22 protein-coding genes and 1 pseudogene are annotated in these 21,490 nt (G+C 69.9%); 11 read left to right on the top strand and 12 right to left on the bottom strand.

The annotated features are described in order from the left end of the window. Nucleotides 1-318, top strand: a 318-nt coding sequence (locus tag ON31_RS28210; protein ID WP_039817985.1) for a lysoplasmalogenase family protein, incomplete at its 5' end; no start/stop codon positions are given. A gap of 17 nt (nucleotides 319-335) precedes the next feature. On the opposite strand, the gene ON31_RS28205 is transcribed toward ON31_RS28210, so the two are convergent. The 6 genes from ON31_RS28205 to ON31_RS28180 all read right to left on the bottom strand — a co-directional run bounded on the left by ON31_RS28205 (nucleotide 336) and on the right by ON31_RS28180 (nucleotide 6,116). Then, a complete protein-coding gene (locus tag ON31_RS28205; protein WP_039817971.1) occupies nucleotides 336-1,433 on the bottom strand; it encodes a phosphotransferase enzyme family protein in 1,098 nt (365 codons plus the stop codon). Nucleotides 1,434-1,437: 4 nt separating this feature from the next. Beyond that, complete coding sequence (locus tag ON31_RS28200) at nucleotides 1,438-2,772, bottom strand: purine-cytosine permease family protein (protein ID WP_039817970.1); 1,335 nt, start codon at nucleotides 2,770-2,772, stop codon at nucleotides 1,438-1,440. Nucleotides 2,773-2,844: 72 nt separating this feature from the next. After that, on the bottom strand, nucleotides 2,845-3,291 hold the full coding sequence (locus ON31_RS28195; RefSeq protein WP_039817982.1) for a hypothetical protein: 447 nt from the start codon (nucleotides 3,289-3,291) through the stop codon (nucleotides 2,845-2,847). Nucleotides 3,292-3,387: 96 nt separating this feature from the next. Further along, on the bottom strand, nucleotides 3,388-3,927 hold the full coding sequence (locus tag ON31_RS28190; protein ID WP_051037850.1) for a Uma2 family endonuclease: 540 nt from the start codon (nucleotides 3,925-3,927) through the stop codon (nucleotides 3,388-3,390). Between the two features lie 144 nt (nucleotides 3,928-4,071). Beyond that, entirely contained in the window at nucleotides 4,072-4,725 is a 654-nt protein-coding gene (locus tag ON31_RS28185) for a LuxR C-terminal-related transcriptional regulator (protein ID WP_039817966.1), read from the bottom strand. Then, the gene (locus ON31_RS28180) at nucleotides 4,722-6,116 is read right to left on the bottom strand and encodes a sensor histidine kinase (protein WP_039817980.1); all 1,395 of its coding nucleotides are present in this window, start codon (nucleotides 6,114-6,116) and stop codon (nucleotides 4,722-4,724) included. The genes ON31_RS28185 and ON31_RS28180 overlap by 4 nt, the downstream gene beginning before the upstream one ends. 90 nt (nucleotides 6,117-6,206) lie before the next feature. On the opposite strand from ON31_RS28180, the gene ON31_RS28175 reads away from it, so the two are divergent. The 4 genes from ON31_RS28175 to ON31_RS28160 all read left to right on the top strand — a co-directional run bounded on the left by ON31_RS28175 (nucleotide 6,207) and on the right by ON31_RS28160 (nucleotide 8,815). Next, complete coding sequence (locus ON31_RS28175) at nucleotides 6,207-6,509, top strand: DUF4190 domain-containing protein (protein ID WP_039817963.1); 303 nt, start codon at nucleotides 6,207-6,209, stop codon at nucleotides 6,507-6,509. A gap of 36 nt (nucleotides 6,510-6,545) precedes the next feature. Then, nucleotides 6,546-6,845 (top strand): DUF4190 domain-containing protein, encoded by a 300-nt coding sequence (locus tag ON31_RS28170; protein WP_029929799.1) that lies wholly within the window; start codon nucleotides 6,546-6,548, stop codon nucleotides 6,843-6,845. A 26-nt stretch (nucleotides 6,846-6,871) separates the two neighbouring features. Continuing rightward, entirely contained in the window at nucleotides 6,872-7,558 is a 687-nt protein-coding gene (locus tag ON31_RS28165) for a TrmH family RNA methyltransferase (protein ID WP_039817961.1), read from the top strand. Between the two features lie 108 nt (nucleotides 7,559-7,666). Continuing rightward, nucleotides 7,667-8,815 carry a glycoside hydrolase family 76 protein gene (locus ON31_RS28160; RefSeq protein WP_051037848.1) on the top strand — a complete coding sequence of 383 codons (1,149 nt, stop codon included), beginning with the start codon at nucleotides 7,667-7,669 and terminating at the stop codon, nucleotides 8,813-8,815. A 63-nt stretch (nucleotides 8,816-8,878) separates the two neighbouring features. Here ON31_RS28160 and ON31_RS28155 read toward each other — a convergent pair whose 3' ends face one another. Both ON31_RS28155 and ON31_RS28150 read right to left on the bottom strand, forming a co-directional pair. Beyond that, nucleotides 8,879-9,559 carry a DedA family protein gene (locus ON31_RS28155; RefSeq protein WP_051037846.1) on the bottom strand — a complete coding sequence of 227 codons (681 nt, stop codon included), beginning with the start codon at nucleotides 9,557-9,559 and terminating at the stop codon, nucleotides 8,879-8,881. Between the two features lie 31 nt (nucleotides 9,560-9,590). Beyond that, a complete protein-coding gene (locus ON31_RS28150) occupies nucleotides 9,591-10,250 on the bottom strand; it encodes a DedA family protein (protein ID WP_051037852.1) in 660 nt (219 codons plus the stop codon). A 222-nt stretch (nucleotides 10,251-10,472) separates the two neighbouring features. Between ON31_RS28150 and fbaA the strand changes: the two genes are divergently transcribed. Both fbaA and ON31_RS28140 read left to right on the top strand, forming a co-directional pair. Then, a complete protein-coding gene (gene fbaA, locus ON31_RS28145; RefSeq protein ID WP_029929789.1) occupies nucleotides 10,473-11,510 on the top strand; it encodes a class II fructose-bisphosphate aldolase in 1,038 nt (345 codons plus the stop codon). A gap of 124 nt (nucleotides 11,511-11,634) precedes the next feature. Continuing rightward, nucleotides 11,635-12,753 (top strand): BTAD domain-containing putative transcriptional regulator, encoded by a 1,119-nt coding sequence (locus tag ON31_RS28140; protein ID WP_039817975.1) that lies wholly within the window; start codon nucleotides 11,635-11,637, stop codon nucleotides 12,751-12,753. On the opposite strand, the gene ON31_RS28135 is transcribed toward ON31_RS28140, so the two are convergent. Next, nucleotides 12,750-13,022, bottom strand: coding sequence for an HPr family phosphocarrier protein (locus ON31_RS28135; RefSeq protein ID WP_115061484.1), 273 nt, complete (start codon nucleotides 13,020-13,022; stop codon nucleotides 12,750-12,752). The two genes, ON31_RS28140 and ON31_RS28135, sit on opposite strands and share 4 nt — an antisense overlap. Nucleotides 13,023-13,094: 72 nt before the next feature. Here ON31_RS28135 and ON31_RS28130 point away from each other — a divergent pair, with 72 nt between their 5' ends. After that, nucleotides 13,095-14,546 (top strand): glycoside hydrolase family 183 protein, encoded by a 1,452-nt coding sequence (locus tag ON31_RS28130; RefSeq protein WP_039817957.1) that lies wholly within the window; start codon nucleotides 13,095-13,097, stop codon nucleotides 14,544-14,546. 68 nt (nucleotides 14,547-14,614) lie between these two features. Here the strand turns inward: ON31_RS28130 and ON31_RS28125 are convergent, their stop codons facing one another. Next, entirely contained in the window at nucleotides 14,615-15,658 is a 1,044-nt protein-coding gene (locus ON31_RS28125; protein ID WP_039817955.1) for a fused (3R)-hydroxyacyl-ACP dehydratase subunits HadA/HadB, read from the bottom strand. A 303-nt stretch (nucleotides 15,659-15,961) separates the two neighbouring features. Beyond that, the gene (locus tag ON31_RS28120) at nucleotides 15,962-17,194 is read right to left on the bottom strand and encodes an Rv0361 family membrane protein (RefSeq protein WP_147287013.1); all 1,233 of its coding nucleotides are present in this window, start codon (nucleotides 17,192-17,194) and stop codon (nucleotides 15,962-15,964) included. A gap of 1,703 nt (nucleotides 17,195-18,897) precedes the next feature. Here ON31_RS28120 and ON31_RS28115 point away from each other — a divergent pair. The 3 genes from ON31_RS28115 to ON31_RS28105 all read left to right on the top strand — a co-directional run bounded on the left by ON31_RS28115 (nucleotide 18,898) and on the right by ON31_RS28105 (nucleotide 21,102). Continuing rightward, a complete protein-coding gene (locus ON31_RS28115; protein WP_039817951.1) occupies nucleotides 18,898-19,437 on the top strand; it encodes a hypothetical protein in 540 nt (179 codons plus the stop codon). A gap of 50 nt (nucleotides 19,438-19,487) precedes the next feature. Continuing rightward, a complete protein-coding gene (locus tag ON31_RS28110; RefSeq protein ID WP_029929773.1) occupies nucleotides 19,488-19,943 on the top strand; it encodes a DUF3151 domain-containing protein in 456 nt (151 codons plus the stop codon). Nucleotides 19,944-20,007: 64 nt separating this feature from the next. Further along, entirely contained in the window at nucleotides 20,008-21,102 is a 1,095-nt protein-coding gene (locus ON31_RS28105; RefSeq protein WP_039817972.1) for an FUSC family protein, read from the top strand. A 143-nt stretch (nucleotides 21,103-21,245) separates the two neighbouring features. Here the strand turns inward: ON31_RS28105 and ON31_RS28100 are convergent. Further along, nucleotides 21,246-21,490: pseudogene (locus tag ON31_RS28100) on the bottom strand (site-2 protease family protein); the annotation flags it as partial.

The raw sequence follows: 21,490 nt of genomic DNA, 5'->3' as shown, positions 1-21,490 counted from the left end.
CTCATGCGGGCCAAGGCTCCGACGGTGGCGCTACCGCTCACCGCCTACGGGGCGACGCTGGGCACCGCCGCCGTGCTGGCGTCGGATCCGGAACTCGCACCGGGCGCGCAGAACATCGCGGGACTGAACATCCCGAACTCGGACCCGCGCAGCCGCCTGGGAGTGGGCGCACTGCTGTTCACCCTGTCCGACGGCCTGATCGTGTTGCGCCGCATCTTCGCTCGCAGTAGCCGGTCGCGCCGGGTGAGCGAGGGCGTCATCCTGGCGACCTACGCCGGCGCGCAGTACCTGCTGGCCGACCCGCGGGCGCACCGGTAGTCACCGCGCACCGACGGTCACCGCGAGCGCAGCATGTCCAGCAGCGCCTGTCCGTCGGTGGACTCCTCCCACCAGCGGGTGTGGCCGAGAAAGTAGTCGTGGTAGGCGATCTCGGCATTGGCCTGATTGCCGCCCGGGACGACGCCCATGAAGTAGTCGATCTCGGAGAGTTCGTATTCGCAGTGCACCAGGGGGAGCAGTTCGGGTAGCGCCCGGCGCTCCACGGCGTCGAGCGGACGCAGCGACTCGTAGCCGTCGAGCAGGGCGCGCACCTGCCCGAGGCGCACGTCCACCGGGTCGCCGTCGCGCAGCGCCAGCCAGTCCACCGCGCTGCGTTCGATGGCGATCGCCAGATCATGGACGCTGGTGGTGCGGTCGGCCAGCCCGAAGTCGATGACCGAGGACACCTCGCCGTCGTGCCACAGCAGATTGGTGCCGTGCCAATCATTGTGTGTCCACAGCGGTTCCAGGTCGGCGAGGGTGCGGAACAGGCGCGCGTGGACGGGCATGTGCACGCGTTCCACATCGGTGCGCCAGGGCTGATCGGACAGGAAGATGCCCAGGGCGGGCCGGACGGCGGCCTGGCGTTCCAGCGCGCCGATGGGATCGGCGGAGGCGAAGATGGTGAAGCTGGCCTGGAGCGGATGCGGCGGCCGGTGCGGTGCGTCGTACTCCGCGGCGGCGGTGTGCAGACGGGCCAGGGCGCGTCCGGCCGCGGCGGCATCGGCGGAGGACAGGTACGGCGACCAGGAGAAGACGCCCTGGTACCGGTCCGTGCCCGTACCGAATTCCTGTACCTCGTAGGTGAATTCGCCGATCCGGCGGGTGTCGAGCACGGCCGGGATCGGAATCCCGTGTGCCCGTAGGTGGTCCATGAACCGGTGTTCTTCTTCGAGCGCGGCGGGTGAGCGCAGCGCGAGCGGCAGTCGCTTCACGATGACCGCTCGCCCGTCCCCGGTGCGCGCCCGCGCGGTGGCCGAGAGCGGTCGTGGGCTGTGCCAGTCGACGACCGCCTCGGTGCCGAGCACTTCCGCGATCTCCGCGGAAGTCGGTGGCGGCCAATCGGGTTCGACCAGGCGATCGACTCCCATGCCGTAGACGCGCTCATCGGTCATCCGCTCATGCCCTCCGACGCTGGACGAGTACCACGACCGCGGTCACCACCGCGGCCGCCAGGAATGAGAACAGCGAGGCCGACGACCACCAGCCGGGGCGGATTCCGGTGGTGTCCTGCACCGTTCGCCAGAAGTCGGCCCACCAGCCGATGGAACCCGGGTTGAACAGCTGGTAGGTCACGAAGCCGATCGCCCACGGCAGCAGCATGAGCGGGCGGGCCGGTGCGTTCTGGGCCAGATTCCAGGAGTGGCGGCCGCGGCCGAGGAAGAAGTCCACCATCAGCACCGCGCTCAACGGGACGAAGACCGAGCCGATGAGGTACAGGAAGTTGGCGTAGCTGCTGAAATCGCGCACCGGCAGGGCCAGCAGCGTCACCACCGCGCCGACGGCGGCGGCGAGCACGCGCCGGTCCACCCGGGGCAGCAGATTCTGCAGGGACATGGCTGTGGAGTAGACGTTCGCGAAGGATTGATCCGCCTCGCGCAGCACCAATACCGCGAAGAAGGCCCAGCCGGCGGTGACGCCGAGGAAGGTGTCGAACACCTTGGTGGCGTCGCCTCCGGCCTGCAGGATGGCGATGGTGCCGAGGACGTAGCACCAGATCTGGGCGGCGGAGTAGCCGAGAATCGTGGCCCCGGCCGAGTCGCGCACGGTGCGCGAGTGCCGGGCGTAGTCGGCGGCGAGGGGCACGAACGACACGGAGACCGCGAGGGTGGTGTCCACGGCCGGGAAGAATCCGCTCCAACTGGTCTCGGTGGGGGCCGGGACCTCGCTGCGCAGCAGCGCGACGGTGAAGTACACCATGGCGATTCCCACGGCGACGGTCACGTACTTGCGCAGCAGATGCACCACGCGCAGCGGCCAGATGGCCATGACCGTGGACAGCACCCCGGCGGCCACGATCACCAGCGCGTGCGGCACCCGGTCCTGGGTCATGGCGGCCACGCCCAGCGCGATGACGGTCAGTTCGTAGACGCCCCAGCCGACGCACTGCACCACATTGGCGACGGTCGGCACGAAGGACAGCCGGGTGCCGAACAGTCCGCGCAGCACCACCATGGCGGGTGCGCCGGTGCGGGTGCCCACCGCTCCCGTTCCGGCCACCATGGCGGTGCCGACCAGGGTGCCCAGCAGGGTGGCGAGCAGCGCGCCGAGCAGCGGCAGCGGCGGATGTCCGGTCGGGTACAGCACATACGCGGCCCCGCTGAATCCGATGAGGCTGACGCCGATATTGCCCCAGAACGCCGCCTGGTCGGTGAAGCCGAGCGTGCGGGGCGGCTCGGTGTCCAGCAGCAGCGGCGCTTCCCGCGCATCGGGCGAAATTCCGGCAATCGTCACCCGCAAAGCCTAGAACGCGACTCGTCGGTATCCGAGGGACGCGCCTGGTGTCGACCAGCGGACGGGCGGGCGCTACAGGCAGAGGATGATGCGGTCCCGGTCCGCCGGGTCGACCCGGATCGAAACGGTCTCGCCCACCGCGAGTTTCGGTTGGTCGACCGGTTGGACGTCGTAGACGATGCTGCCGTGGTAGGTCGGTGAGCCGGGCACGACGAGTTCGAGGTCGAGTTCGGTGAGTTCGGTGTGGTGGTCGGTGCGGCGGAGCGGATGGACACCTTCGATATTGGCCCAGCCCTCGAGGCCGTGGCGACGCAGTCGCCGGTCCGCCCGGGAGGGGCGCTGGGCGAGGAGCATGCCGACCCCGAGGAAGCTTCCGAACAGGCCGACCAGCATGCATATCTGCATCGGCGCTGTTCCCGGGGGCGTGAGCTGGATGACCCAGCCCAACCAGATGATCAGGGTCAGCAGGTACAGGGCGACGACGCCGAGAATCGTATGCCGCATTCGCGCGTGGTTCATGGCGACCTCCACCAGCGCTTCGGACTTCCAGGATAGGCGCGGCGGGGCCGTCGTGTGGCCGAGTCGACTGACCGAGTCGACGCGGAATCGGCCGGGTCAGGACAGCGAGCGCAGGGCGGTGAGCGCGTCGAGGTCGAGCTGGAGGCGATGGCCCGCGAGATCCAGGGTGACCTGGCCGGAATGCTCACCGACCGGTTCGTACCGTCCGTCCCGCAGGGTGAAGGCGTGCAGCCGCACCGGCCCCTCGGTATCGAGCAGCCAGTAGTGCTCGATACCGACCGATTCGTATTCGGCGTATTTCAGCACCCGATCCACCCGCCGCGATCCGGGCGCGGCGATCTCCACGGCCGCCAGCACATCCGACGGCCGCACCCGCGTGGCGTGCGCGGCACCGGCCGCACCACCCACCACCAGCACATCCGGAATCCGCACCGTGGCCGGAACCCGCTCCTCCACCACCAACTCGATCCGCGCCAGGGCCGCCAGCGGCGCGGGCAGCGCCGGTTCCAACTGCGCGGCCAAGCGCCACACCGCCAACTGATGCCGCGGCGGCTGCGGCGCGACCACCGGCACCCCCTCGACGAGTTCGCAGAACAGGTCACCTGTGCGCAGCGAAGACCATTCGTCGATCGTCAATAGGTGATCCGGCCACGCCCCAACCATTTTCACCGCTTCCGCGGATCTCGACCGCCGCATGGTTCCAGTCTTCCACGCCCGGCAACCACCCGGCATCGTTTCCTTTCCCGTGGCAGGCCGCGCCGTCCGCGCACCCGCCGCCGGTCACCCGCGCAGGCGCAGCACCGCCAGCACCCGGCGGTGATGGGTGTCCGAGGGCGGCAGATCCAGTTTCAGGAAGATATTGCCGATGTGCTTCTCCACCGCCCGCTCGGTGACGGTGAGCGCGGCGGCGATGGCGGCATTGGTCAAGCCCTGGGCCATGAGTTCCAGCACCTCGCGCTCGCGCGGGGTGAGGCGGGACAGCGCGTCCTGTTGGCGCGTGGCACCCATCAACTGACTCACCACTTCCGGATCGAGAGCGGTGCCGCCGGAGGCGACCCGCGTCAGGGCGTCGACGAACTCGCGCACATCGGCGACGCGGTCCTTGAGCAGGTAGCCGACGCCACCCGCGCCGGCAGCGAGAAGTTCGGTCGCATAACGGGTTTCGATCCACTGCGAGAACACCAGCACCCCGACCTCGGGGTGGCCGCGGCGCAGCGCGAGCGCCGCGATCAGTCCCTCGTCGGTGAAGGTCGGCGGCATGCGCACGTCCACCACCGCGACGTCGGGGCGATGCCGCGCCACCACGTCACTCAGCGTATCGGCGTCGCCGACGGCGGCCACCACCTCGTGGCCGCGTTCGGTGAGCAGGCCGGTCAGCCCATCGCGCAGGATGGCGTTGTCCTCGGCGATGACGATGCGCAGCGGTGTACTCATCGCGGCACCGTGAGCGGCAGCAGCACGGTGACGACGGTAGGGCCGCCCGGCGGGCTGTCCACGGCGAGCTCGCCGTCCACGGTGCGCGCCCGCGCCGCCAGCCCCGAGAGGCCGCCGCCCACACCGGTGTCGCCGGTGCCCACGGCGGGCTGCAGCACACCTCCGACGCCGTTGTCACGCACCGAGATCGCGAACCGCTCGGCGCCCTGCGGCAGGACCGACACCCAGATCTGCGTGGCCCCGGCGTGCTTGACCACATTGGTGAGCAGTTCGGCCACCGAGAAGTAGGCGATGGCCTCGAGGGCGGGGTCGGGTCGCACCGGCAGCAGCACCCTCAGCTCCACCGGCAGCGCACAGCGCGCCACCAGGGTCTCCAGCGCCGGTTCCAGGCCGAGTTCCAGTGCGGGCGGATGGATTCCGCGCACCAGCTCGCGCAGTTCGGTCAGTGCCTCCTTGGATCCGGAGCGGGCCTGGGCGATCAGTTCGGTGGGATCGCCCCCGGCGGCCATGCGCTCCTCGGCGCGGGCCAGCGCCATGGCGATGCTCACCAGCCGCGCCTGGGTGCCGTCGTGCAGGTCGCGTTCCAGCCGCCGCAGCGTCGCCGCGGAATCCTCCACCGCCGCCCGGCGGCTGGCCTGTAACTCGGCCAGTTGCCGATCCCGCGCGGTGGGCGTCAGCAGCAGGACGGCCAGCAGCCGGTGCAGCCAGCACACCCCGCGCATCACCCATGGCATGAGCAAACAGGCGACGACCCCCAGCAGTGCGAAACCGATGACGCGCGGCCAGGTTTCCACGTAGAAGTCCCCGAACTGCGCCAGCGAGTGATGCTCCACCCCGTTCTCGTCCACATTGATCGGATGGTCGATCACCCAGAAGATCGGCGAGAGCACCACGAACACCGACATGACGCCGACGACCAGCACCACATAGCCCACGGCCACGCCGAGCACGGCCTGCGCGAGCAGGAACAGTAACGCTCGCCAGGAGGTGCGGTCGGTGAAGGCTCCGCGCAGCCAGCCGAAGAAGCCGGGGCGGGGTGCGAACGGTGGCGGTTCGGGCAGCCGGGTGTCGAGCAGTGTGCCGACGACCGCGCGGTACACCCGCCCCCACAGCCGTCCGCCGAGCAGGACGGCCGCCAGGATCGGGATACCGAGCACGAAGATCGACAGGTACAGCCCGCCGCCGATGGCGAAGACCAGATACAGCGTCGCGATGCCGCCGAGCACCATCGCGACCAGCAGGTAGGCGAATTCCTTCCAGGTGCGGGCGGTGAACGGGGCGCGCAGGAAGACCAGCCACGGGGGCGGTCCGGTGCGCTCGGGCGCGGGTTCGGACGGCTCGGGGCCGGGTTTCGGCAGCACGAGGGTGGGTTCGGCGGGCATCTCCGTCATGGTTTCATCGTCGTCGGCGCGGGCTCGGGACACGATGGCGCTGACCCGAAATTCCATGGTGGTGTCAGCACTACCCCTACCATCATGCCTATGAGCTATCAGCAGCCCCCGCCGCCCGGCCAGTACCCGCAGCGTGATCATCCGCAGGCCGTGGTGATTCTGGTGCTCGGCATCCTGAGCCTCATCCTCTGCCAGCTGGTCGGGCCGGTCGCCTGGGTGATGGGCCGCAGCGCGCTGCGCGAGATCGACGCCTCCGGCGGCGCGATCGGCGGGCGCGGCCTGGTGCTGGCCGGTTACGTCTGCGGCATCATCGCATCGGTTCTGATCATCCTCGCCATCGTCGCCTTCGTCTTGTTGCTCGGCCTGGGCACGTTCGCCTCGACCAGCACCTGACACGCGGGGCTCGCCCAGGCGAAATACGATGACCCGGTGAGCTATCCCTCCTACGGCTACCCGGCCTACGGGTACGGTCCGCCCCCCGACCACCCGCAGGCGACCACCATCATGGTGCTCGGCATCCTGGGTTTGGTGTTCTGCCAGCTGCTCGGCCCGGTGGCCTGGATCATGGGCAGCAAGGCGCGCCGCGAGATCGACGCCTCCGGCGGCACCCTGGGCGGGCGCAGCAGCGTGACCGCGGGCTACGTCTGCGGCATCGTCGCCACCTGTCTGATGCTGCTCTACTTCGCGTTCATCGTGATCGCCATCGGGGCCGGCCTGAGCAGCTCCTGATTTCGCCCGCACCCGGCCTCATTACGATGTTCGGAGTGAATCACGCCCCGACCGACGAATCGCTGCCCGGCCCCACCGAATGGGGCGAGCATCCGCACGGCGTCGGACCGTGGCGCGCGGAATTCGGCACCGAGCCGCCCGCGGATCCGCGCCTGGATCCGGAGCTGCTCGCGCACGGCGACCGCCGCAACGTGGTGGACGCCTACCGGTACTGGACCCGCGAGGCCATCGTGGCCGATATCGATCGGCGGCGGCACCCGTTCCACGTGGCCATCGAGAACTTCGGGCACGACGCCAATATCGGCACGGTGGTGCGCACGGCCAATGCGTTCGCGGCGGCGGCCGTGCACATCGTGGGGCGCAAGCGGTGGAATCGGCGCGGGGCCATGGTCACCGACCGCTATCAGCACATCGAGCATCATGCCGATACGGCGGCGCTGCTGGAATTCGCGGCGGCGTCCGGGCTGACGGTGGTGGCCGTCGACAATGTGCCCGGCGCGGTACCCCTGGAGACGGTGCGGCTGCCGCGCGCATGCCTGCTGCTGTTCGGGCAGGAGGGGCCGGGAGTCACCGCCGACGCCAAGGCGGGGGCGCGGCTGACCGTATCCATCGCGCAGTTCGGTTCGACGCGCAGTATCAACGCGGGAGTCGCGGCGGGGATCGCCATGCACGCGTGGGTGCGGGAGCACGCGGACCTGTCGGCCGCCTGGTGACGCCCCGGTCGACGGCCGGTCGCGGCCATCCTGCCAAGATCGATTCAGACACGGTTGCATAACGAAATCAGCCACATGATCAGGTGCCCGACTGGCACCATATGTCCTATGACTTCGCGGACCGGGCGACCTGCCGAGCCCAGTGCTGCGCTCTGGTCCGAGCGCGCCGATATGGCCGAATCCGCCATCCTGTCACGACATCTGCGCGCGCTGTGGGGAATTCCCGGAGCCACTCTCGGCGTGGTCGGCTGGCCCGCGACCCGGCGCGACCGCCTCTTCGTGTCCTGGCACTACTGGTGGCAGGCCCATCTCATCGACTGCGCCACCGATGCCGCCAACCGCGAGCCCACGCCCGCGCGGCTGCGGCGCATCCGAACCGTGGCGCGGGGTATGCGGTTGCGCAATATCACCGGCTGGACCAACAACTACTACGACGATATGGCCTGGCTGGCCATATCCCTGGAGCGCGCCGACCGCACCCTGGGCATCGACGATATGCGGTACGCGCTGCGGACGTTGGAGAAGGAACTGGTCGACGGTTGGACGCCCGAGGTGGGCGGCGGCATTCCGTGGCGTAGGGGCTCCGACTTCTACAACGCGCCCGCCAACGGTCCGGCCGGGATCGTCATGGCGCGGCTCGGGCGCTACGGGCGCGCTCAGGAAATCGCCGACTGGCTCGACGACACCCTGCGCGACAAGGAGTCCGGGCTGATTCTGGACGGCATCCATCTGCCCTCCGGCGAGGTCGAGCATCCGGTCTACACCTACTGCCAGGGCGTGGTGCTCGGCCTGGAAACCGAACTGGCCGTGCACACCGGCGAACCCCGGCACGCGGACCGGGTGCTTACCCTGCTGGCGGCCGTCGAGGAGCAGATGACCAGCGGTGGTGTGGTCGATGGTGGCGGCGGTGGGGACGGCGGCCTGTTCAACGGCATCCTCGCCCGCTACCTGGCCCTGGTCGCCGTCATGCTGCCCGGCGACGACGCCGCGCATATCAAGGCCCGCCGCACCGCCGCCGCGATCGTGCGGGCTTCCGCCGTCGCGGCCTGGGAGAACCGGCTGGAGGTGGAGGGTGAACCGCTCTTCGGTCCCGATTGGCGCGAACCGGCCCGACTACCCGGTATCGCGGGTGCGGGCTACCTCACCGCCAATGGCTCGGTGACCGCCTCCCGCACCCCGGAACGCGATCTGTCGGTACAGCTTTCGGGCTGGATGCTGATGGAGGCCGCGCACACCGTGACCGCGGCGGGACTCTGACGCACCGGTATGGCGTCGGGGCACGCTCCTGCCCGCGTACGTGCGGGAACCGGGTGCCTCCGCTCAGATGCTGCGATGGTCCGCGACGGCCGCGGTATCGGTCGCGTCGTCCACGTCGAAATCCTCGGCCGGACGCGCCATCTCCAGCCGGTACTGCCGGATGCCGAGCAGTGTGCCCAGGATCAGCCCCACCACCAGCGTGCAGATCACCGCGGGCATGAGCCAGGACATGTCCTCCAGGAAGCTGCCCGCGTAGTAGCCGATGAGCAGCAGCACCGGTGCCCAGATGATCGCGCCGATGGTGGAGGCGACGGTGTACTTGCGGTGATCCATTCCGGCCGCACCCGCGACCAGCGGGCAGAGCGTGCGCACCCACGGAATCCACCGCGCCACCAGCACCGCGAAGAAGCCGTGCCGGTGCAGCAGGGCCGACACCCGCGCGAGATTGTGGGTGTTGATGTACTTGCCGTTCTTGCGCGCCACCAGATGGTGTCCGGTGCGTTGGCCGAATACGTATCCGACCTGGTTCCCGGCGATGGCCGCGATCATGGCTCCCACCGACAGCGCCCAGACCTGCGCCTCCCCTGTAGCGTGCGCGGCCAGCACCACGCCGGCGGTGATCAGCATGGAATCGCCGGGCAGGAACAGCCCGATGATGAGCGCACACTCCAGGAAGACGAAGGTCAGCACCACCGTCCAGACGAGCAGCGGCCCGGCTGTCTCGAGGGGATCGAAACCGCCCATCGCAAGGTTCAGCGGGGTGGTGGACAAGGGATCAGTGGGTGGGTTCGTTGGTACGGGCGGGTTCCGCCTCGGCGACGACCTCGGCGTCGGCCGAGCGACGGCCCAGCAACGCCCGCGCCACGGACCCCACCATCGGCAGCACCGAGATGAACACGATGATCAGGAAGATGGCCTCGATATTGTCCCGGATGAAGGCCACGTTCCCCAGGAAGTAGCCGAGCACCGTGACGCCACCGCCCCACAGGATCGCGCCGACGATGTCGAACGGCACGTACTTGCGGTAGCTCATGGCCGAGACGCCCGCCAGCACCGGCACGAAGGTGCGGGCGATCGGAACGAAGCGGGCCATGATGATGGCCGCCGGACCCCACTTCTCGAAGAAGTCGTGCGCCTCGGTGATGTACTTCTTCTTCAGGAAACGCCCGTCCGGGCGGTGATACAGCGCCGGACCGAAGCCCTTGCGGCCGATCCAGTAGGCGCACTGGTCGCCCAGGAACGCGGTCACCGCGATGGCGGGCGCGAGGATCCAGATCGATACCGGCGGGTTCGGCTGCGCCGCGAGCAAGCCACCGGTGAACAGCAGCGAGTCGCCCGGCAGTAGCGGGAACAGCAGACCGGTTTCGATGAAGACGATCGCCAGAATGGCCGGCAGCACCGCGTTCTTCAACCACGACTCCGTGAGGAGGTACATGGGATCCAAGAACTGGGGCAGCGCCAGGGTCGTCACGGTGTCAGCAGCGGCCAGCAAGGTCACGGCCACCACAGTACCGGTGATTCGCACATCACACCGAATGTCGAAGCGACATCACAGACTTATCAGGGTTGTGAGGCCAGCCGGTGGTGTGAAAGCCGCCTGTCCTATGGTGTGGGCTGACAGAATTTGTTGTACGCAGCACACACAACGGAGGTCACTGTGCCCATCGCGACTCCGGAGATCTACGCCGAGATGATTGCTCGGGCCAAAGAGAACTCCTTCGCGTTCCCTGCTATCAACTGCACGTCGTCGGAGACCGTCAACGCGGCCATCAAGGGCTTCGCCGACGCCGGTAGCGACGGCATCATCCAGTTCTCCACCGGCGGTGCCGAATTCGGCTCCGGCCTGGGTGTGAAGGACATGGTCACCGGCGCGGTCGCACTCGCCGAGTTCGCCACCGTGATCGCCGCCAAGTACGACGTCACCATCGCGCTGCACACCGACCACTGCCCGAAGGACAAGCTCGACACCTTCGTGCGCCCGCTGCTGGCCATCTCGGCCGACCGCGTCAAGAGCGGCCAGAACCCGCTGTTCCAGTCGCACATGTGGGACGGTTCCGCGATTCCGATCGACGAGAACCTCGAGATCGCCAAGGAGCTGCTCAAGCAGGCCCACGCCGCCAACATCATCCTCGAGGTGGAGATCGGCGTCGTCGGCGGTGAAGAGGATGGCGTCGAGAACGCCATCAACGACAAGCTCTACACCTCGCCCGAGGACTTCGAGAAGACCATCGACGCGCTCGGCGCGGGCGAGAACGGCAAGTACCTGCTGGCCGCCACCTTCGGCAATGTGCACGGCGTCTACAAGCCGGGCAATGTGAAGCTCAAGCCCGAGGTGCTGGCCGAGGGCCAGCGGGTGGCCGCCGCCAAGCTGGGCCTGGGCGCGGACGCGCAGCCGTTCGACTTCGTCTTCCACGGCGGTTCGGGCTCGCTGAAGTCGGAGATCGAGGATTCGCTGCGCTACGGCGTGGTCAAGATGAATGTCGACACCGATACCCAGTACGCCTTCACCCGGCCGGTGGCCGCGCACATGTTCAGCAACTACGACGGGGTGCTGAAGGTGGACGGCGAGGTCGGCAACAAGAAGGTCTACGACCCGCGCTCCTACCTGAAGAAGGCCGAGGCCAATATGGCCGCCCGCGTGGTGGAGGCGTGCAACGACCTGAAGTCGGCCGGTCGTTCCATCAGCGCCAAGTAAGGTATTCCGCGAGCGGAAATCCGAACGAGGTGAGCGACGCGTGTGCCGCGGCGGTGTCTGCACCGCCGCGGCCGTTTTCGTTGCTTCGATGTAAGTTGCTCTGACGTAATCCGAGGTGCACGGCATGACTCTCGAGGTGCGGGTTCTCGGACCTGTGCAACTGCTGGTCGACGGCCGGGTGCTGCCGGTTGGCGGACCGAAACCGCGCGCACTGCTCGCCGCGCTGATCGTGAACCGGCGGCGCGCGGTGTCCTCGCAGGCGTTGGCCGACATCGTGTGGAACGACGAGCCGCCGGACTCCTACCAGGCCAGCCTGCAGGTGTTCGTGTCGAATATCCGCAAGACGCTGCGTCAGGCGGGGGTGGACGCGGCCGCCGTGCTGCGCACCGAATCCTCCGGCTACCGCCTGGAGATCCCCGACGACCAGTGCGACCTGGGCCGGTTCGAAACCATTCGCCGCAGCGCCGCCGAGGCCGCGGCGGCGGGCGATCCCGAATCCGCGGCCCGGCTGTACGCGGCCGCGCTGGAGCAGTGGAGCGGCCGCGCTCTCGACGATCTGAGCGGACTGTCCTTCGCCGACAGCTTCGCCACCGCCATGGACGAGGAGCGGCTGCTGGCCGCCTCCGCCCGCATCGACGCCGAAATCGCCTGCAAGCGAGCGTCTTCGGTGGTGGGTGAGTTGGTCGCCATGACCCAGGCGCATCCGCTGCGGGAACCGCTGTGGGCGCAGCTCATCACCGCCCTGTACCTGTCCGGCCGCCAGGCCGACGCCCTGGACGCCTGCCGCCGCGTGCGCACCGTGCTGGCCGACGAACTCGGCATCGACCCCGGCCCCGCCCTGGTCGCGCTGGAACAGCGGGTACTGCGCCAGGAACCCCTGGACACCATGGAGATCGTCGACGTCGAACGCATGGCCAAGGCCATGACCGAAACGGTCACCGAAACCCCGCGCGCCGTCCGCAGCGGACACCTCCGCCTCGCCGACGGCCGCACCATCCCCGTCGCCGCCGCCGGCCTCAAGATCGGCCGCATGACCGACAACGACCTGATCCTCGACGACCCCAAGGCCAGCCGCTACCACGCCCACATCACCCCCAGCCGCGCCGGCCTCCTCATCAAGGACCTGCACTCGGCCAACGGCGTCTACATCAACAACGAGCCCATCGACAGCGCCACGGTGCTGACCGACGGGGACGCCATCCGCATCGGCTCGACCGTCCTGGTGTTCCAGGCAGCGGGCTAGCCCGCCGCCGTCAGGGCGGCGACGACCGCGCTGAGCACCCGACGGTCCTCGAGATCGGGCGGGCGGTGTCCGCTATCGGCCGTCACGGTGACGGTATCGCCCGGTCGGACCCGCAATTCCGCCCAGGTCCACGGCAATACCGGTAGATTCACGCTCCGGTCGTGGCAGCTGATCGTCACCCGTGAGGTGGATCCGACGGCGGTGTCGGCCAGCCGCTGTGCGAGTTCCGGGGTCAATTCGCGAGTGGCGGTGATGGTCTCCATGTACACAGTCGCCGACTGTATTACTCTGCTGCGCAGTTGTTCGTGCCCGAAATGACCTGAATGTCGAGAGGGTGGTACATGGCCAAGCGGATGCTGGCGGCCGTGGGGGCGGTGGTGTGCGGGGCGGGCGTGCTGGTGTGGAGCGATCGGTCCGCGGCGGAGGCGGTGCCCCGGGAACCGGTAGTGGGAACCGGGCCGTGTGTGACCGATCCCAAGGCGACACACGAAGGGCTGCTGGGGAAGACCGTCGAGGTGCCGATTCCGTACCCGGTGGTCACCGTGGATCCCGGGCCGCCGGTGGAGAACCGGAACCGGGTGCGGATGGACCTTCCCGCCGATCCGTGCGTCAACCCGTGCCCGGATCTCACCGACGGGCCGATCGACCCGCCGAACCTGCTGGAGCAGTTGGGCATTCCGGAACTGCGACTGCGGCCGCAGCCCTTCCACTTCGCCTTCCCGAACCCGGATGCTCCGCCGCCGCCACCCGGCCCCGAACCGGTGACCCCGGTGATCGAGGCCGCCCCACTGGCCCCGCCGCGACCCGCGCCCGTCGTGGCGGAGGTCCGCGAGGTCGCCAAGCTGACCGGGGCCTCCTCCATCAACCGCACCGACAAGCGTTGGCAGGTGCAGGGCACCGACCTGGGCATCATGTGGGAGAGCGCGCCGGGGGAGATCGCCATCGCCTTCGGCGACACCGTCGGCCGCGACTTCCATCCGCCGGGCGGCTTCGGCGAGGACTGGCGCAGCAATGTGCTCGCCTTCAGCACCGACACCGACCTGGCCGACGGGCTCACCTTCGACCGCATGGTCATGGATTCGCGTTGCCACGCGGCGGAACTGCTGAGCAGCAAGAAACTCGACAATATCGAGATGACGACCATTCCCACCTCGGGGTTCGCCCTGGGGGAGCGGCAGTACATGAGTTACATGTCCATCCGCACCTGGAACGCCGTCCCCGGCACCTTCCACACCAACCACGGCGGTATCGCCTACTCCGACGACCACGGCGAAACCTGGACCAAGGATCCGCACGCCCGCTGGGACAACATCTTCGGGATATCGAATTTCCAAGTGACGGCGATGGTTCCGCAGGGCGACCACGTGTACATGTTCGGCACGCCCAATACCCGCCTCGGCGCGGTCGGGTTGGCGCGGGTGCCCAAGGATCAGGTGCTCAACACCACCGCCTACCAGTACTGGCGGGACGGCGCCTGGACCCCGGTGGGCGGATTCGCCTCCGCCACACCGATTGTCGACGCTCCCGCCGGGGAGCTGTCGGTGCGCTACGACGCGGCGCGCGACGTGTGGCAGATGAGCTACCTCGACACCGCCAAGGCGGCCATCGTGGTGCGGGAGGCGAATTCACCGCAGGGCGTCTGGTCGCCGAGCACACCCATGGCGACGGTGCTCCAATATCCGGAGCTGTACGGCGGTTTCATCCACCCGTGGTCCACCGGCGAAGACCTGTACTTCACCCTCACCACCTGGAACGACTACAACGTCTACCTCATGCACGCGCGCATGCGGTAGCCGCGTGCATGAGCCGACCGTGCGTGCGACACGCGCAGCGGTGAGACGTTTTCAGCGGTGAGACATGCTCAGCGCAGGCGCACCTCGGCGATGGCGCGGCCGAACAGCTTCTTGCCGTCGCAGGTCGCGCCGAGCATCAGGGTGGCGGTGCGGTTGTCGGCGTCGACCGACTTCACCTTGCCGGTGAACTCGATGACGGCCGGGGTGGTCGGCTCGACCGGGACGAAGCCCGACAGCCGCACGCTGAACTTGGTGAGCGCGGCGGGATCGCCCAGCCACGACTCCAATTGTCCGGCAAGCAGACCCATGGTGAGCATGCCGTGTGCGATGACCGTCGGCAGCCCGGCCATCGTGGCGGCGGCATCGCTGAAGTGGATGGGATTCGGGTCGCCGGAGACGCCCGCGTAGTTGACCAGGTCACCGCGGGTCACCGGCACCTTGGCGGCAGGCAGCTCGGTGCCGGGGGTGAGCGTGGCGGCGGTCGGCGTGGTGTGCACCGGTAGCGGCTCGGCCGGGGCCGGGAACGCGGTGAACTCGTCGAGGTCCAGCAGTACGAGGCCACTGGGGTCGGTCGCGCCGGAGTCCGGGTCCTCGACATGGCCGTGCATGACCAGCCCCGCCACGGTGTCGGCGATATCGGGGTCGATATCCGCGCCGCGACGGGCCACGATGGTGGTGTTGGAGATCAGCACCGGCAGGCCGAGGGCGTCGCTGAGCGTCACCTTGACGACGATGAAGTCGTTGTCGCCGAACTGGCGGATGGAATCGATGACCACGTCCACCGACAGCCGGTCACCGGCCAGGATCGGGCGGTGGTACTCGAAGACCTGATCGGTCTGCAGCACCTGCGACAGGTCGTACTCGGTGAGCACCGTGCCGATCAGGGAGCGGGTGGTGGCCGCGCCGATGACCGAGGAGAAGGTGGCGGGGGCCAGTAGGCCCTCGTAGCCCAGTTCGCGGGCGTCGACCTCGTGGTGGTGTGCCGGATGGTCGTTGCGCACGGCGCGCGCGAATTCGCGAACCTTCTCCCGGCCGACCTCGTAGTGGTCGCGTACCCGGAAGTGCCGGCCGACCAGTGCGGTGGCGGTGGCCGCCTCTGCCGTCTCCGGCATGTTGAACCAACTCCCTGTACTTCTGAAATCCTGGCGGGCCGGACGATGTCGCCGTCGAAGCTGGCCCAGACAATCCGGGCCATGCTACCGGCGAGTCGGTCCGGTGACCAGGTGTTTGTGACGTTCATCGCGGCCGTGAACCTGGATCGATTTGTCCGGTGCGGGCCGCTGCGCGCAGGCTGCGGGAGCGGACGGCTGCGGGAGCGGACGGCGCAGCGCCGCCGGATCAACTCCGGCGGCGCTGCGCTTGTCGAGGTGTTGGGATTGCCCGCGGTGTCGAGACTGTGCGAGGCGTCGGGTGCGTCAGTTCGGCGAGCTCGGCGGATCGCAGACCTTCCAGCCGCCGTCGGTGTTCTGCAGATCGAAGGTGCGCTGGGTGCGCTCGCTCGGATCGGCGGCGGTGTGGACGGTGGCCTGCGCCATGGCGGTGTCGTCGGTGATGCGGACGGCGTCGATCGAGTCGATCACCGGAATCGCCTTCTGCTCCTTGGAGGTCTGGTACACGCCGGCGAACTGCTCCGGCGAGATGTTCTGGTAGAAGTCGTGCTGGGTGCCGCAGGTGATGGCGCGCAACTGTTCGAGATCTCCCTCGGCCAGCGCATCGGTGTAGGTCCCGATGGCCCGCTTCACCTGCCCCTCGGGCGAATTGTCGGTACCGCCGCCCACCAGCGCGATCACCACGCCGAGCAGCGCCACCACCAGCACCGCCGCCGCACCGACCAGCAGCCACCAGCGCTTGCCCCGCGCGGACGTCCCCGCCGCTCCCGACTCGCTCACGGCGGGCACCCGCTGCGGAGCCGCCACCGGATTCGCGCCGGTATCGGTGGTTCCGCCCTGCGCTGACGCACCGGTTTCGAGCTGCCCGCCGACGGCCGTGCGCGGCGGCGTGCCGGTGTCGGACTTGCCCGGGGCGGGCACGCGCTGCGGTGGCGCCACCTGCTTCGTGGTGTCCACCCGCTCACCGGCGGCGGGGATACGCTGCGGCGGAGCCACCGGCCGCGGCGGCCGCGGCCCACCCGGAGCGGTCGCCCGGGGCGCGTTCAACGGCCGCCCCGGCATGGTCGGCTGGAAGTCGGCGGGCGACGGCGCACTCGCCTTCCGCGGCGGCACCGGCGGCTGCCGATGCGGCGGCGACGGCCGCGTCTCGTCCAGATTCTCCGCCCCCGGCCCCGCCTGCCCGCGCGGCCCCACATTCCGCGGCCCCGCATTCCCACGCGGCGTACTCGGCTTGCTCAGCGGCCCCGGCCGCCCCGTCTGAATCTTCTCGGTCACCGCCTGTTCCCGAGGCACCACCGGCATAGCCGTGGTCTTGTCCTCGGCCCCCTCCGGAACCTGCTGGATAGCAACGGTTTCCGCATCTGGTCCCGCCTCTCCGGTCGCGTCCGCGGCGGGTTCGTCGGAGTCCGCACCGCGAGCGCCGGAAGTCTGCGCAACCGCCCCTTCGACGCCCGGTTCGGTCGGTGCGCCCGCCACCCCACCCGGTGCGCCCGCCATCCCGGCAGTCGCACCCGCCGCGCTCGCGCTGTGCTCAGTCACGTCCGCTTGGCCATCCACGCGTCCGTCCCCACGCTGGGCCGTCCCGGGCGCGTCCGCCGGTCCCGGCATATCCGGGTGCCGAGTGACCCCCTGCGCTCCCGCGCCCGACCCGGCGGCCGCGTCGGCCCCGGAGCCCACGCCACCGGTGCCGCGCGCCGAACTGTCCGGTCCGGCCGGGTCCCCCGCATAGAAGCCGCCCCGAGCCTGCGCCGATCCGCCAGGTCCGCTCGCCACACCGTCGGCAGCCGCACTCGCCGAACCAGACTGTGCACCAACGCCCTTCGCGTTGCCGCCCACCTCGGCGCCGGATCGTGAACCACCCTGTGCGAACCGCACCGTCGGGCTCTCGCTCCCGGACCCGCCGTGCCCGGATGCATCCCGCCCGCCCTCGGCGCGCCCGGACCCGCCCGAGAGCATCACGCGCTCCGTCGGGGTGTCGGATTCGGAATCACCCCGGACGCCAGCCTCTTGCCCGGGGCCGTCCGGAGCGGCTCCACGCTGCAGCGCGTCGTTCGGTGCGCTGTCGTCCACTTCCGCCGCACCGGGGCCGCGCGATGCCGTACCGGTCTGCCCCGCGCCGCCGCGGGTCGATTCACGCTGTGTGGGAGCGTCTTCCGCATCGACGCCCGGCCGAGAGGTGCCCTGCGCCGCTACAGCGGGCGAGTCGCCGTACTGTCCGGGGCCACCTTGTCCGGGGCCGCCGGGTACGGGAGCGCCCGGCATCGAACCGCGTTGTGCGGAATCGCCACGTTCGGAGACGCCCAGCGGGGAGCCCTGCTGCGCTGAACCTGGCCGCGCGCTCGCGTCACCTGACGAATTCTCCTGCGCACGCTCCGGGGAGTCGCCCGGTGCGGAGCCCTGCGCCGATGCGCGCTGCGGCCCGGCCGGAGCCGAGTCGTCCTGGGACGGAACGCTTCCGGCGGGGTCCGGCCGGGTCGGGTCGGGGTGTCGTGGATCGGACCGGTCGCCGTGTCCCGACTCGCGGTGTGGTTGTGGGTCCGGCGTGGAGACCAGGGGTTGGGCGATTCCGGCGAGCGGTGACACGGCGGCGGGGCCGCCCGGGTCGGTGTCGCGCATGCCGGGGCGGCTGCCGGTCTGCGGTGGGCGGCCGGGATGACTGCCGCGCGGATCCTGTTGTCCGCCGCGAGGATTCCACTGTCCGCCGCGAGGGGTCGATTGTCCGTCGGGGGCCTGTGGTTGCCCGCCGCGCGGATTCGGGTTGTCGCCACGTGGATCGGGTTGTCCGCCGGGTGGCTGCGGTCGCCCGTCGCGCGGGTCCGGTTGTCCACCGCGCGGGTGTGGTTGTGCACCGCGCGGATTCGCCTTGCCGTCGCGTGGGCCGGGTTGTCCGCCGGGGGCGGGTGGCTGGTTCGGGGCTCCCGGGGCGGCGGGGCGGGGCTGGCCGCGGTGGGGTGGGTTCGGCGGCATGGCGGGGTACTGCATGGTGGCGTCGGCCGGGGAGCCTGCACCTGCGGTGCCTGCCGGTGCGTTGCGCGGGCCACCCGGTAACGCGGGGCCGCCGGGACCGCTGCCGGGGGCGCTCGGCTGGGGTGGCCGCATGCCGGGGCCGCCGGACCGGGGTGGGGGACCGGCGGGTCGGGAGGGCTCGTCGTAGTGGATGGTGGCGAAGGACGGGCGGCCGCCGGGTTGGCCGGGTGGCGTGCCGGGGCGTGCGGTCGGTGCCGCGCCGAGGGGGCGACCCGGTGCTGGACCGGAAGCTCGGTCGCCGCCCGGGCTCGCGGTGGAACCGGCAGCGGCGGCGGGGATTCGCCGCGCCGCATGGCCTCGGTCCGAAGGTCGGACTGGTCGGAGCCATCCGGCCGGGCGTCGGTCCGGCCATCGACGCCTCGAGCGCCATGACCGGCATCGGGGCGGACGTCCCGGCCGCCACGATCGGCGCTGTCCTGAGCACGCTGCCCGGCGCTGCCCGGCGCGTGCTGATCGATATCCGCCTGGCGATGCTGAACGGCCTGGCCTGCATCGCCTCGGGTGGCTTGGCCTGCGTCGCCTGGGGCGGCCTGGCTTCCATCGCCCGTGTCGCCCCGGCTGATGTCGCCCTGGCCGGGCCGATCCGCGCCGCCCAGGTTCCCCATCGCCTCGCCGCGCGCGCCCCCGCTCCGCTCGGCAGATGTGCCCGCGCCGCTACCGGTGTTCTCCGGGCGGGAGCCGGTTCCCTGGCCATGTGGTTGCTTGTCGGCGTTCGAGTCGGACACGCGCTACCCCTCGCTTTGGCGGAACGGTGATTCGAGGTCAGCCTACTGAGCAATCCGACCGGCGGTGCACAATGATCGGCATGACCTCCTTCGGTGATCTGCTCGGGCCCCAGCCGGTGTTACTCCCGGATAACTCCGATGTGGAGGAGGCGCTGCTCGACGGCCAGGACCCGGTGCGGGTCGCGGCGGCGCATCCGACGGCTTCCCTCGCGTGGGCGCAGCTCGCCGAGGACGCCCTGCAACGCGGCGAATCGGTGACCGATCCCGACGGTGACACGGTCAACGCCGACGTCATCGCCGCCTACGCCTTCGCCCGCACCGGCTACCACCGCGGCCTGGACCTGCTGCGCCGCAACGGCTGGAAGGGCTTCGGTCCGGTGCCGTGGAACCACGAACCGAACCAGGGCTTCCTGCGTGCCGTCGGCGCTCTCGCCCGCGCCGCCCGCGCCATCGGCGAGACCGACGAGTACGCCCGCTGCCTGGACCTCCTCGAAGACTGCGACCCGCGGGCCGCGGCCGAACTCGGCCTGGACTGACGCCGATTTGAGCAGTGCACTGGGCGGCAAGCTCACCACCGCGCGCGAGTCGAGCGCCACGCAGCTGCGCAACGCCACCAAGCGGGTGCGCAGTTCGTGGCTGCCGATCGTGCAGTGCGCGGTGGCCGCCGGACTGGCCTGGTTCATCTCGCACAATGTGATCGGCCATACGCAACCTTTCTTCGCGCCGATGGCCGCGATCATCTCCACCGGCGTCTCCTTCGGCGCGCGGATGCGCCGCGCGGTGGAACTCATGGTGGGCGTCGCGGTCGGCATCGGCATCGGCGACCTGTTCATCTCCTGGGTGGGCACCGGCGTCTGGCAGATCGCCCTGGTGGTCGCGGTCGCCATGACGGCGGCGGTGTTCCTCGACAGCGGCAGCATCATCACCGCGCAGGCGGCCAGTTCCGCGGTGCTGGTGGCCACCCTGCTGCCCCCGCACACCGGCGGCAGTTCGCTGCGCATGATCGACGCCCTGGTCGGCGGTCTGGTGGGAATCGTTGTGGTGGCGGCGATTCCGCTGCATCCGGTGCGCCGCGCCCGGCAGCAGGCCGCCGACATCCTCGAGGTGATGCACTCCAGTCTGATGGACTGCGGCGCGGGCCTGCTGGAACACGACGCCGCCAAGGTGAAGGAGGCGTTGCAGGCGGTACGCGGCACCCAGCCACAGATCGACAGCCTGCGCGACACCCTGAAGGGCAGCGAGGAGGTGATCCGGCTGTCCCCGCTGTACTGGAACGCCAAACCGCGCCTGGAGCAGTTGCGCACCGCCGCCGACCCGCTCGACAACGCCGTTCGCAATACCCGCGTACTGCTGCGCCGCGCCCTGAGTTCGGTGCGTGACGACGAGATCCTGGACCCGCGCCTGGTCACCGAGGTGGAGAAGCTCGGTGAGGCGGTGGAGGTGGTGCGCCGCATGGTGCTCGCCGATCCGGGCGAACAACCCGATCCGGCGGAGGCCACCCGGGTGCTGCGCACCGTGGCCAAGGGCGCGACCAAGGATCTGGTGGCCGACGCGGGCATCTCCGCGCACGTGGTGTTCGCGCAGCTCCGTTCGATCGTGGTCGATCTCATGGAGGTCTGCGGCATGAAGCGGCTGTCGGCCATCGCCCTGTTGCCACCCACCGTGGCCAATCCCTATGTGACGCCGGTCGATTGACATCACCCGCCGGGGCGCGCCCTACGCACGTGCCCGCAGGCCGTCGCTGTTGATCTTCGAGTAGTCGGCTACTCGCGTGGATGTCGTCGCCCGTTCCTAGGGTGTCGTCGTGGGCCGTACCTCGAGGGGTGGTGCGGCCCGCCCTACATCCAGAAGCGGGTGAGCGAGAAGCCGTTGCCCGCCCAGCCCGCCGGAAGGCCGGAGAGTTCGAACAGCGTCCGCACCGTACCGAAGAACACCGCGCCGATCTCCGGCACGAACAGCATGGCCACCAGCAGCAGGATGCCGTACGGCTTGATCTGGTCGAGCGAGCGGCGCGTCTTGTAGCTGAGCGAGGGTTCCAGAATCCCGTAGCCGTCGGTGCCCGGCACCGGCAGCAGATTGAGCA

The organism is Nocardia otitidiscaviarum NBRC 14405 (assembly GCF_000308635.1).
Classification (GTDB): Bacteria; Actinomycetota; Actinomycetes; order Mycobacteriales; family Mycobacteriaceae; genus Nocardia; species Nocardia otitidiscaviarum.
This window is presented reverse-complemented; position numbering and strand designations above follow the sequence as displayed.

Coding starts and splice junctions, on each gene's coding strand:
- ON31_RS28110 (WP_029929773.1), top strand. CDS start 19,488: ATGACCTCCTTCGGTGATCTGCTCGGGCCCCAGCCGGTGTTACTCCCG.
- ON31_RS28140 (WP_039817975.1), top strand. CDS start 11,635: ATGACTCTCGAGGTGCGGGTTCTCGGACCTGTGCAACTGCTGGTCGAC.
- ON31_RS28185 (WP_039817966.1), bottom strand. CDS start 4,725: ATGAGTACACCGCTGCGCATCGTCATCGCCGAGGACAACGCCATCCTG.
- ON31_RS28180 (WP_039817980.1), bottom strand. CDS start 6,116: ATGACGGAGATGCCCGCCGAACCCACCCTCGTGCTGCCGAAACCCGGC.
- ON31_RS28175 (WP_039817963.1), top strand. CDS start 6,207: ATGAGCTATCAGCAGCCCCCGCCGCCCGGCCAGTACCCGCAGCGTGAT.
- ON31_RS28160 (WP_051037848.1), top strand. CDS start 7,667: ATGACTTCGCGGACCGGGCGACCTGCCGAGCCCAGTGCTGCGCTCTGG.
- ON31_RS28150 (WP_051037852.1), bottom strand. CDS start 10,250: ATGTACCTCCTCACGGAGTCGTGGTTGAAGAACGCGGTGCTGCCGGCC.
- ON31_RS28130 (WP_039817957.1), top strand. CDS start 13,095: ATGGCCAAGCGGATGCTGGCGGCCGTGGGGGCGGTGGTGTGCGGGGCG.
- ON31_RS28195 (WP_039817982.1), bottom strand. CDS start 3,291: ATGAACCACGCGCGAATGCGGCATACGATTCTCGGCGTCGTCGCCCTG.
- ON31_RS28155 (WP_051037846.1), bottom strand. CDS start 9,559: ATGGGCGGTTTCGATCCCCTCGAGACAGCCGGGCCGCTGCTCGTCTGG.
- ON31_RS28205 (WP_039817971.1), bottom strand. CDS start 1,433: ATGACCGATGAGCGCGTCTACGGCATGGGAGTCGATCGCCTGGTCGAA.
- ON31_RS28125 (WP_039817955.1), bottom strand. CDS start 15,658: ATGCCGGAGACGGCAGAGGCGGCCACCGCCACCGCACTGGTCGGCCGG.
- ON31_RS28165 (WP_039817961.1), top strand. CDS start 6,872: ATGTTCGGAGTGAATCACGCCCCGACCGACGAATCGCTGCCCGGCCCC.